The sequence below is a fragment of the Phenylobacterium sp. genome, assembly GCF_020253645.1.
Lineage (GTDB): Bacteria > Pseudomonadota > Alphaproteobacteria > Caulobacterales > Caulobacteraceae > Phenylobacterium.
The window spans coordinates 1-10657 of the sequence record NZ_JADCBG010000153.1 but is presented as its reverse complement, the minus strand read 5'-3'; the positions used below and the strand labels follow the sequence as shown (position 1 = coordinate 10657).

Below are 10657 nucleotides of genomic sequence, written 5' to 3'. Positions count from 1 at the left end.
CGAGGATCCGATGGTCTGGCGAAAGGACCTTGACCCGGCCCTGAAGTCGAAGATCCGCGATTTCATCCTCGGTTACGGGGTCGGCGACAGCGACGAGGCCAGGCGGCAGAGGGAGATATTGCGCGCCATCCAGACCGGCCCCTTCAAGCCCGCCGACGACAGCCACCTGTTGCCCGTGCGCGAGATGGAGGCCACCGGCGCCCTTATCGAGGCCCGCAACCGCAAGGACCCAGAGGCCGAGGCGAAGGCCCAGGCCCTACTCGACCAGGTCCGGACCGAGCAGAAGGCCCTGGCCGCGCGGCAGGACGGCTGACCCCTCCGGACCGCTTCGCACTTTGGGGGAGGAATCAGAGCGCCAATTGCTCCCCCCGGTGAGGAGGCCAACGGCCCCGGCCTAGTCCTCGGCCAGCATGAAGTGGCCCCGGAGGGCGGCGATGGGCTGGCTGCGGGCTTCCTGCCAGGCCTCGACGTGGACATTGGCGATGCGGCGGCCGACCTTGCGAAGGTCCGCCCGGGCGTAGGTGGTCATGGCCCGGCCCGGTCGCAGGTACTCGATGGTCACGTCGATGGTCTTGTGCACCCGGGGGGTGGACTGGGTCACCGCCAGCGGGGCCAGGGCGGTCATCTCCAGGAAGCCGCCGATCACCCCGCCGTGCAGGGCCGGCAGCATGGTATTGCCGATCAGGTGAGGCGAGAAGGGCAGGATGCCGGTCAGCTCGTCGCCGGCCAGCTCGGCCGTCATGCCCAGGAACCGGATGTAGGGCGCCCGCGCCAGGAAGGCCCTGAGGTGATCTTCCGGGGTCACGCCGCGCCTCCCGTGCCGGGGCCGACGGGTCCGGCCAGCATGAAGGCGGCCTGGGCGGTGGCGATGGGATCGGCCGGGTCGGCGTCCCAGGCGTGGGCGCGGACGAAGGCGATGGACCGGGTCATGTGGTAACAGTGGGCCTCCACCGTGACGCCGGCCCGCGGGGCGGCGGGTCGCATGTAGTCGATGCGCAGGTCGAGGGTGGCTGTGGGCCGCCGCTCGCCCGTGGCGGCGGTGATGGCCATGCCGCAGCAGTGGTCGAGCAGGGAGGTGACGACGCCCGACGCGATGACGCCGGTCTCCGGGTCGCCGACCAGGTCCTCGCGCCAGGGCGCGTGCATGACGCCGCGGGCGTTCGCCGCGGAGACCATCTGGAAGCCGAGGGCGGCGGCCTGGGGGACCTCGGTCGCCATGGCGGCGGCGGCGGCCAGGTTGGGGTTGGGATCGCTCATGCCTTCCGTTTGCAGCGCCGGGCGAAACGGGTCAATGCGCCCTGTCAGTCCTCGCTGATCGCGGCGGCGAGGAAGGCGGCCAGGTCGCCGCCGGGAAAGAGAAGGGCGCGCACCCCGGCCCGCCTCCCGGCCTCCACATCAATGGCCTTGTCGCCGACCATGACCGAGCGCGCGGTGTCGACCGGCCATTCGGCCATCGCCCGGAGCAGCATGCCCGGGTTGGGCTTGCGATCCGGCGGGTCGGGGTGGCGATAGCGGTCCTCGAGGGCCTCGGGGTGGAAGGGGCAATGGTAGAAGGCGTCGATCCGTGCGCCCGCCGCCGCAAGCTCCTCCAGCATCCGGGCGTGCAGGGCGTGGACGTCGTCCTCGGGATAATAGCCCCGTCCGACCCCGGACTGGTTGGTGACCACAAAGACCCACCAGTCGCGGGCGTTGAAGGCGGCCACAGCCTCCCGGGCGCCGGGGATCCAGCGGAAGTCCTCCCAGCGGTGGACATAGCCGCGATCCTCATTGAGGACGCCGTCGCGGTCCAGAAACAGGGCGGGGCGAAAAAATCCGGTCACGGCGACAGTCTAGCGGCCTTCGCGGCGCCTGGCGATTTCCCTTCGCCGCGGCTCGCCTTATGCTCTGTCGAAGCCCATCGGAGCCGACAGTGACGCCGACACCCACGAGCCCCATCCTGACCCTCGAGGACCTGCGAATCGAATTCGAGACCCGCGACGGCGTGGCGCCCGCAGTCCGCGGGGTCTCTCTTGAGGTCCGCCCCGGAGAGACCCTGGGCGTTGTCGGGGAAAGCGGGTCCGGCAAGAGCCAGACCTTCATGGCCGTCATGGGCCTCCTGGCGCCCAATGGCCGAGCGACCGGATCGGTCCGTTTCGAGGGACAGGAGTTGCTGGGCGCTCCCAGACGGGTCCTGAATTCGGTCCGAGGGGCGGGAATGGGCATGATCTTCCAGGATCCCCTGACGGCCCTTACGCCTCACCTGAGGGTTGGCGACCAGCTTGGCGAGCCCCTGCGCCGCGCCCGCGGCCTCTCTGCCCGCGACGCCCGGGCAGAGGCCCTGCGCTGGCTGGACCGGGTGCGCATCCCCGACGCCGCCCGGCGCCTGGACCAGTATCCCCACGAGCTCTCGGGCGGCATGCGCCAGAGGGTGATGATCGCCGGCGCCATGGCCTGCTCCCCCCGCCTGCTGATCGCCGACGAACCGACCACGGCCCTCGATGTCACCGTCCAGGCCGAAATCCTCGACCTCATGGAGGACCTGATCCGCGAAAGCGGTACAGGCCTCATTCTCATCACCCACGACATGGGCGTGGTGGCCCGGCTGGCGGACCGGGTCTGCGTGATGAAGGACGGCGCCTATGTCGAGGCCGGCCGAGCGTCGGAGATCTTCGCCCGACCTCAGACAGAGTATACGCGAAGCCTTCTGAGCGCGGCGCCGCGCCTCGACCGGACGGATCGCGGCGGACGACCTTCGCCCGCACCGGTGCCTGAAGGCGCTCCCCTGGCGGTGCAGGCTTCCGATGTCCGGGTCTGGTTCCCGGTCCGAAGGGGCGTTCTTGGTCGGAAGGCCGAGCTTCGCGCGGTCGATGGAGTCACCCTGGAGATCCGGCAGGGCGAGACCCTGGGCGTCGTGGGCGAGAGCGGATGCGGGAAGTCCACCCTTTCGCGGGCCATTCTCCGGCTTGTTCCGCGGACCAGCGGTACGGTCACACTGCTGGGCCGGGACATCCCGGAGACCGACCGGGAGGCCCTCAGAGCCGCCCGCCGTGACCTGCAGATTGTCTTTCAGGACCCTCTGGCCAGCCTGGACCCGCGGATGCCGGTCGGGGATTCCATCGCCGAGCCCCTTGGAGTCTTCCGACCGGAGATCGACCGGAGAGCCCGGGAGGCTGAAGTGCGTTCCATGATGGAGCGGGTCGGTCTTTCCGGGGACCTGATCAACCGATACCCGCACGAGCTGTCCGGCGGACAGAACCAGCGGGTGGGCATCGCCCGGGCCATGATCCTGAAGCCGCGGCTTGTGGTCTGCGACGAGGCGGTCTCGGCCCTGGACGTCTCGATCCGGGCCCAGATCATCGATCTCCTGATCGATCTGCAGCGGGAGTTCGGCATGGCCATGATGTTCATCAGCCACGACCTCGCCGTGGTGAGGGAGATCAGCCATCGGGTCATGGTGCTCTACATGGGGCGGGTGATGGAGGAGGCGCCCGCCAGCCGCATCTTCGAGGATGCGCGTCATCCCTATACCCGGGCCCTCCTTGCGGCGGCTCTGATTCCAGACCCGGCGGTGGAGCGGGAACGGCCCCGGCTGCGGCTCGCGGGCGACCTGCCGAGTCCTCTGGATCCGGAGGCGGCGCTCCACTTCCTGGCCTCCCGAAAAGGCGAGACGCCTCCCTATCGGCCCATCCTGACGGAGGTTTCCCCCGGCCACCGGGTGAGCGAGTTCGATCCGGTCGCCTGACGCCGCAAGCCTTCCCCTTTTTCGGCGGAGGGACTAGGGAGGGCCCCTGAAAGCCACGGGTCCGTCATGAGTCTCACCCTCGCCGATGTCCGCGCCGCCGCCGACCGCATCGCCGGACGGGTCGAGCGCACGCCCTTCCGCAAGTCGCAGACCCTGTCGGAGATCACGGGCGCCGAGGTGTGGGTGAAGTTCGAGAACCTGCAGTTCACCGCGGCCTACAAGGAGCGCGGGGCGCTCAACACCCTGCTGCAGCTGTCGGACAACGAGTCCCGTCGAGGGGTGATCGCCGCCTCGGCCGGCAACCACAGCCAGGGCCTGGCCTACCACGCCGCCCGGCTGGGCATTCCCGTGACCATCGTCATGCCGCGCTCGACCCCCTTCGTGAAGGTCCAGCAGACCCGGGCCTTCGGCGCCGAGGTGGTCCAGGATGGCGACACCTACGACGAGTCCGCCGCCATTGCTCGGAAGCTCTGTGATGAGCGCGAGCTGACCTTCGTCCACCCGTTCGATGACCTGAAGGTCATGGCCGGCCAGGGCACGGTGGCCCTGGAGATGTTCGAGGAGCAGCCGGACATCGAGGTCCTGCCCGTGCCCATCGGCGGCGGCGGCCTGATCGCCGGCTGCGCAACCGTGGCCAAGTCCATCAACCCGAACTGCCGGGTGATCGGCGTCGAGCCGGCCATGTATCCGTCCTTCACGGCGCGCATGCAGGGCATCGAGGCCGTCACCGGCGGGGCGACCATCGCCGAGGGCATAGCTGTCAAGCGGGTCGGCGACCTGACCTACGGGGTCGCCCGCCCTCTGATCGACGAGGTCCTGCTGCTCGAGGAGCCCTTTCTCGAGCAAGCCGTGGCCCTGTTCTGCAACGTGGAGAAGACGGTCGCCGAGGGCGCCGGTGCGGCGGCTCTCGCCGCTCTCCTGGCCTATCCCGACCGGTTCCGGGGCAAGAAGGTCGGGGTGATCCTCTGCGGCGGCAACATCGACACCCGCCTTCTCGCCTCGGTCCTCACCCGCCAGCTGGTCCGGGACCAGCGCCTCGTTTCCCTTCGGATCATCGGAGACGACCGCCCGGGCCTGCTGGCCAATGTCTCGGCCCTGATCGGCCAGATGGGCGCCAATATCGTCGAGGTGGCGCACAACCGCCTGGCCCTGGACGTGCCGGCCAAGGGTGCGGAGTTCGACATCATGATCGAGACCCGCGACGCCCGGCACACCGAAGAAATCATGGAGGCCCTCAGGGCCCGGGGCTATCCGCCCCGCGCGGTCTGAAGGAGACCCCAATGCGCCTCGTCCTCATCGCCCTGGCCGCCGGCCTTTCCCTGCTCGCCGCCTGCCAGAGGGGCCCCGACCCCAAGGTGCTGGCCGCCAACGCCGAGGCGGGCAAGGCCTTCCTGGCGAAGAACGCCGCCGAGCCGGGCGTGAAGGCCCTGCCGTCTGGACTGCAGTACCAGGTGGTGAAGTCGGGTCCCGCCGACGGGGTGCGGCCCCTGCCCGGCGACCAGATCCGGGTCCACTACGAGGGCAAGCTCCTCACCGGCGAAGTCTTCGACAGCTCCTACGACAGGGGCGTGCCCGCCATCATGCCCCTGGACCGCCTGATCCCCGGATGGGTCGAGGCTCTGCAGCTCATGAGGCCCGGCGACGAGTGGCGCATCTTTGTCCCGGCGGACCTGGGCTATGGCGACGAGGGCGGCGGGCCGATCCCGCCGGGCGCCACCCTGATCTTCCGGATCGAGCTGCTCGACGTCCTGCCCGGCCCGCGCCACACGTCAGGCGGCTGACCCGGCCCCGCTGCGCCGCCGCGGGCGGCGGATGACCACCCGGCGGCCGAGGAGGTCCAGGGGATTGCAGGTCATGGCCCGTGCGATCTCCCAGGAAGTCGCCGTCCGCGTCGCCTGCGTCCGCCGGCGGGCCGCCAGGGCGGCCGGCAGACCAGACAGAGCCGCCCGCGCGCCCCTCAGGTTCGGGGCCAGCCTGCCCTGTCCGGCGAGCCGGAGGAACAGGACGGCGGTGGCCAGGACGTGCAGGGGAAGGGTCAGCCAGAACAGCACGGGCGGGGTGTCCTTGATGAACACCCGGATCCGGTTCCGCGCCCCGTGGAAGCTGGCGAAGTCCGATCCGGCGCCCCCCGTCGACGCCGAGCCTCTGTGCTCGACCACCGCGTCGGGGATCACCCGGCAGGCGCCGCCGGCCAGGCGGATGCGATAACCCAGGTCGACGTCCTCGCAGTACATGAAGAGCTCTTCGTCAAAGCCGCCCAGGGCCTCGAACAGCGACCGGCGGACGAGCATGGCGCCGCCGCAGGCCGAGAAGCATTCGCCCTCCTCCACGGGGCCAGGATCGGCCAGGCCGTAGCCGCCGCGGTAGGGAATGCCCGGCAGGCTCATGACGTCCCCCAGGCCGTCCAGCCGCCCGGCCTCGCCGGCCATGGCCTGCCGGCAACCGAAGCATCCGACCTGCGGGGACCGAGCCGCCCCGGCGAGCAGGCGCTCGAGCCAGTCCGGCGCGGCGAAGGCGTCGGGGTTGACGAGGGCCAGCCACTCCCCCCGGGCCTGGCGGGCGCCGAGGTTCACGCCGGCGGCGAAGCCGAGGTTGGCGCCCGCCGCAATGAGGGTGACGCCCGGGACGGCCTGCAGGGCGGCCTCCGGCGCGCCGTCGGTGGAGGCGTTGTCGACCAGCAGGATCTCGAGGGGCCGCACGGTCTGGGCGGCGAGGGCGGCCAGGCACCGGGTCAGGTCCCCGCCCGACTGCCAGGCGACGACAATCACGCTGACCGGAGCCGCTCCCGGCGCGTCAGGGTTGTCTTTCGCCGCGTCCCGCGCCATGCCTCGCACCCTTCGCGGCCTTGCCGCCCGTATCCGGGAACCCGATGACGACCGTAACGCCCCTGGCCCTTCCGGAGGTCCTTCTTATCACGCCGCGCCGGCATGGCGATGCACGCGGGTGGTTCTCCGAGACCTGGAGCCGCCGCACCCTGGCCGCGGCCGGCGTCGATGCCGACTTCGTCCAGGACAACCAGGCCTTCAGTGCCCGCGCCGGGACCGTCCGGGGCCTGCATTTCCAGGCCGCGCCGCATCCCCAGGCCAAGCTGGTGCGGGTGCTGGCCGGGGCCATCCTCGACGTGGCGGTGGACGTCCGCCCCGGATCATCCACCCGGGGCCGCTGGGTCTCGGCGACCCTGACCGCCGAGGGCGGCGAGCAACTGTTCGTGCCGCGGGGCTTCGCCCACGGCTACTGCACCCTCTGCGATGACGTCATGCTGGCCTACAAGGTCGATGGCGACTACGCCCCCCAGACCGAAGGCGGAGTGATCTGGAACGACCCGGACCTTGCCATCGACTGGCCCGTCAGCGCCGACGTCGCCGTCCTGTCCGACAAGGACCGGCTCCTGCCCCGGCTCTCCGATCTCCTCGACCTCGCATTCTGAGTTCCTGATCCCGGCCATGACCCAGCCCGACCTGAAAACCGCGTTCGAGTCCCACGAGCTCCTGGCGCTTCTCGACCTCGAGATTCTGGACACCGACCTGTTCCGGGGCTTCAACCCGCCCCACGAGACCCGCCGGATCTATGGCGGCCAGGTGGTGGCCCAGGCCCTGGCGGCCGCCTACCGGACCATCGAGGACCGCACCTGCCATTCCCTGCACTGCTACTTCATCCGGCCGGGAAACCCGAAGCTGCCCATCCTCTTCCAGGTCGACAGGGCCCGGGATGGCGGATCCTTCAGCGTCCGCCGGGTGGTGGCCATCCAGAACGGCAAGCAGATCTTCAACCTCGCCGCCTCGTTCCAGGTCCCCGAGACCGGCCTCGAGCACCAGTTGCCCATGCCAGAGGCCCCGCCGCCCGAGGCGTTGAAGAACGAGGAGGAGCTCCGCGCCGAGGCCGGCCTCGACCCGGCCTCCCGGCGAATCTGGCCGGTGGAGCTCAAGCCCTGCGAGCCGGTTCCCCATGGCTTCGTCGGGGTCCGCGAACCCACGGACATGTGCTGGTTCCGCGCCCGCCTGCCCCTCGGGGACTCGGTGGCCGTGAACCAGTGCGCCCTGGCCTATGGCTCGGACATGACCCTGATGGACGCCTCCCTGCGGCCGCACGGAGTCGACTGGGACAGCGGCCGGCTGCAGGCCGCCAGCCTTGATCACGCCATGTGGTTCCACCAGCCCTCGGACTTCCATGACTGGCACCTGTTCGTGCAGGACAGCCCCTCGGCCTCGGGTGGGCGGGGCTTCAACCGGGGCCAGATCTATGACCGCACGGGCCGGCTGGTGGCCGAGGCCGCCCAGGAGGCCCTGATCCGCTGGCGCTGACGCGGCGTCACGGTGGCCCGGCGGCGAAATCCGTGACAGCCTTCCGGGGCGCACGGCGGGAGAGCCCATGGACCTGATCCTTCACCACTACGATCCCTCGCCTTTCTCGGAGAAGGTGCGGAAGGTCTTCGGCATGACCGGCCAGGCCTGGTCGTCGGTGCTCACGCCGAACATGATGCCCAAGCCTGACCTGACTCCCCTGACGGGCGGCTACCGGCGCGCGCCGGTCCTGCAGATCGGCGCCGACGTCTACTGCGACTCCATGGTCATCCTCGACGAGCTGCAGAGGCGCACGCCCCTGCCGGGCGACCGGGGCCTGCCGGGCCTGAGGGGGATTGGCCTCTGGGCGGACCGCCTGTTCTTCCAGGCCACCGTGCCGGTGATCTTCGGCGAGATGGGCCACCTGACGCCCAAGGCCTTCATTGCAGACCGCGAGAAGCTGTCCGGCCGGCCCTTCGACGTGGAGGCCATGGCCCAGGCTGCGGGTCCCATGCGGGTCCAGTGGCGGGGGCACGCCTCCTGGATCGACCACGCCCTGGGGGATGCGCCCTTCCTGGCCGGCGAGGCGCCCGGCCTTGCCGACGCCTCGGCCTGGATGAACATCTGGTGGCTGAAGGGCGCCCTGCCCGACACCTACGCCCGGCTGACAGCCGGCCTGGAGCGGCTCGAGGCCTGGCGGGGCCGGATGGCCGCGATCGGCCAGGGGACCCGGACCGAGATCACCGGCGCGGCCGCCCTGGACATCGCCCGGGCGGCCGAGCCCGCTCCCGCGCCGGACCATGATCCCGACGACGCCCTGGGCCTGTCCCCGGGTGATCCGGTGGTGGTGATGGCCGATGACTATGGCCGGGATCCCATCGCCGGGACCCTGGTGGCCGCAGGCCCCTCCCGCCTCATCCTGGCCCGGGAAACCCCGGACCTTGGCCGCCTGCACCTGCATTTTCCCCGGGTGGGCTACGTCGCCCTGCCCGGCAAGAGCTGAAGGAGACACCCATGGAAGACCGCATCCAGGTCACTATCGAGAACGGCGTCGCCGACGTCCGGCTCGTCCGCACCGACAAGATGAACGCCCTCGACGACCGCATGTTCCAGGCCCTGGTGGACACCGGCGAGCGCCTCAAGACCGAGAAGGGCGTGCGGGCCATCGTCCTGTCCGGGGATGGCCGCGCCTTCTGCGCCGGCCTCGACATGGGCAACTTCGCCAAGATGGCCTCGGGCGAGCGCCGCGGCGGGGCGGGCCTTCTCACGCCGGAGCGCACCGCGGGCGGGTCGAACCATGCCCAGCACGCGGTCATGGTCTGGCGCGAGCAGACGGTCCCCGTGATCGCCGCCATCCACGGCGTCGCCTTCGGGGGCGGCTTCCAGCTGGCCCTGGGCGCCGACATCCGCTTTGTGACGCCGGATGTCCGCATGGCGGTGCTGGAGATCAAGTGGGGCCTGGTGCCCGACATGGCGGGCCTGGTCCTCATGAAGCGCCTGGTGCGCGACGACGTGGCCCGCGAGCTGACCTTCACCGGCCGGATCTTCAACGGAGAGGAGGCCCATCGGCTGGGCTTCGCGACCCGCGTCTGCGCCGATCCCCGGGCCGAGGCCCTGGCCCTCGCGGCGGACATCGCCTCCAAGAACCCCGAGGCCATCCGCGCCGGCAAGCGCCTCCTGGACATGGCGGCCGACGCCGACCAGCACGCCATCCTGCTGGCCGAGAGCCGCGAGCAGGGCGCCCTGATCGGCTCGCCCAACCAGGTCGAGGCGGTGAAGGCGGCGATGGAGAACCGCCCGGGCGTCTACGCCGACTGAGCCGCCGCCCATTCCGCGCGTACGCCGGCGTCTGTCTCGGCCCCGGCGCGCGCGCGGGCCAGGGTTTCGAACCCGGCCTCGTCCAAGAGGCGCGAGAGCGCCCAGACCGCCGCCCCCCGGACCAGGGGCGAGGCGTCATCCAGCCTCGCCTCCGCCGACGGGGCCAGGGTCGGGTCGCCGGAATTGCCAATGGCGTACAGGACGTTCCGCAGGAACCGGTCCCGGCCCGTGCGCTTGACCGGCGAGCGGGAGAAGCGCGCCCGGAACGCCGCCTCGTCCAGGGCCGCCAGCTCGGCCAGGGGCGGCTCGACCCGGTCGGTCCGGGCGGCCAGCCTCTGCTCCCGCCCGGCCTGGGCGAACTTGTTCCAGGGGCAGACCGCCAGGCAGTCGTCGCAGCCGTAGATCCGGTTGCCAAGCCCGGGGCGCAGGGCGTGATCCACCGGCCCCCGGTGCTCGATGGTCAGGTAGGAGACGCAGCGGCGGGCGTCGAGCTGGTAGGGGGCCGGGAAGGCTGCCGTGGGGCAGATGTCGAGGCATGCATGGCAGGCGCCGCAATGGTCGCTGTCCGCCGCATCGGGGGCAAGCTCGAGCGTGGTGAACACAGCCCCCAAAAACAGCCACGAGCCGAAATCGCGCGACACGAGATTGGTGTGTTTGCCCTGCCAGCCGAGGCCGGCGGCCTGTGCCAGCGGCTTTTCCATGACGGGGGCCGTATCGACGAACACTTTGCAGTCGCCGCCTTGCGTGGCGCACAGCCACCGCCCCAGCGCCTTCAGCCGTTTCTTCAGCGCATCGTGATAGTCGCGGTGGCGCGCATAGACCGAAATTGCCGCGCGGT

13 protein-coding genes are annotated in these 10657 nt (G+C 70.8%); 8 read left to right on the top strand and 5 right to left on the bottom strand.

Annotation, left to right across the window (positions count from 1 at the left end):
• On the top strand, positions 1-313 hold a 313-nt coding region (locus tag INE98_RS10615), incomplete at its 5' end, for a PhnD/SsuA/transferrin family substrate-binding protein (RefSeq protein ID WP_367120189.1).
• Positions 314-394: 81 nt separating this feature from the next.
• Here INE98_RS10615 and INE98_RS10610 read toward each other — a convergent pair.
• Genes INE98_RS10610 through INE98_RS10600 form a run of 3 tightly spaced genes read right to left on the bottom strand, consistent with a single transcriptional unit; the run spans position 395 to position 1820 of the window.
• A complete protein-coding gene (locus INE98_RS10610) occupies positions 395-805 on the bottom strand; it encodes a PaaI family thioesterase (protein ID WP_293538808.1) in 411 nt (136 codons plus the stop codon).
• The gene (locus INE98_RS10605) at positions 802-1257 is read right to left on the bottom strand and encodes a PaaI family thioesterase (protein WP_293538807.1); all 456 of its coding nucleotides are present in this window, start codon (positions 1255-1257) and stop codon (positions 802-804) included. The genes INE98_RS10610 and INE98_RS10605 overlap by 4 nt, the downstream gene beginning before the upstream one ends.
• 44 nt (positions 1258-1301) lie before the next feature.
• Positions 1302-1820 carry an HAD family hydrolase gene (locus tag INE98_RS10600; protein ID WP_293538805.1) on the bottom strand — a complete coding sequence of 173 codons (519 nt, stop codon included), beginning with the start codon at positions 1818-1820 and terminating at the stop codon, positions 1302-1304.
• 89 nt (positions 1821-1909) lie between these two features.
• Here INE98_RS10600 and INE98_RS10595 point away from each other — a divergent pair, with 89 nt between their 5' ends.
• The 3 genes from INE98_RS10595 to INE98_RS10585 all read left to right on the top strand — a co-directional run bounded on the left by INE98_RS10595 (position 1910) and on the right by INE98_RS10585 (position 5502).
• Positions 1910-3721, top strand: a complete 1812-nt coding sequence (locus INE98_RS10595) for an ABC transporter ATP-binding protein (RefSeq protein ID WP_293538803.1) — start codon at positions 1910-1912, stop codon at positions 3719-3721.
• A gap of 66 nt (positions 3722-3787) precedes the next feature.
• The gene (locus INE98_RS10590) at positions 3788-4990 is read left to right on the top strand and encodes a threonine ammonia-lyase (protein ID WP_293538801.1); all 1203 of its coding nucleotides are present in this window, start codon (positions 3788-3790) and stop codon (positions 4988-4990) included.
• Positions 4991-5001: 11 nt separating this feature from the next.
• Positions 5002-5502, top strand: a complete 501-nt coding sequence (locus INE98_RS10585; RefSeq protein WP_293538799.1) for an FKBP-type peptidyl-prolyl cis-trans isomerase — start codon at positions 5002-5004, stop codon at positions 5500-5502.
• Here INE98_RS10585 and INE98_RS10580 read toward each other — a convergent pair.
• Complete coding sequence (locus INE98_RS10580) at positions 5491-6546, bottom strand: glycosyltransferase family 2 protein (protein ID WP_293538797.1); 1056 nt, start codon at positions 6544-6546, stop codon at positions 5491-5493. The two genes, INE98_RS10585 and INE98_RS10580, sit on opposite strands and share 12 nt — an antisense overlap.
• Positions 6547-6590: 44 nt before the next feature.
• Between INE98_RS10580 and rfbC the strand changes: the two genes are divergently transcribed.
• From rfbC to INE98_RS10560, 4 genes are all read left to right on the top strand, one after another.
• A complete protein-coding gene (gene rfbC / locus INE98_RS10575) occupies positions 6591-7148 on the top strand; it encodes a dTDP-4-dehydrorhamnose 3,5-epimerase (protein ID WP_293538795.1) in 558 nt (185 codons plus the stop codon).
• 16 nt (positions 7149-7164) lie between these two features.
• On the top strand, positions 7165-8022 hold the full coding sequence (locus tag INE98_RS10570; RefSeq protein ID WP_293538793.1) for an acyl-CoA thioesterase II: 858 nt from the start codon (positions 7165-7167) through the stop codon (positions 8020-8022).
• A gap of 67 nt (positions 8023-8089) precedes the next feature.
• Positions 8090-9004, top strand: coding sequence for a glutathione S-transferase family protein (locus INE98_RS10565; protein WP_293538792.1), 915 nt, complete (start codon positions 8090-8092; stop codon positions 9002-9004).
• A gap of 11 nt (positions 9005-9015) precedes the next feature.
• A complete protein-coding gene (locus INE98_RS10560) occupies positions 9016-9819 on the top strand; it encodes a crotonase/enoyl-CoA hydratase family protein (RefSeq protein ID WP_293538791.1) in 804 nt (267 codons plus the stop codon).
• On the opposite strand, the gene queG is transcribed toward INE98_RS10560, so the two are convergent.
• Positions 9807-10657: tRNA epoxyqueuosine(34) reductase QueG (gene queG, locus INE98_RS10555; protein ID WP_293538789.1), on the bottom strand; the 851-nt coding region annotated here is incomplete at its 5' end. The two genes, INE98_RS10560 and queG, sit on opposite strands and share 13 nt — an antisense overlap.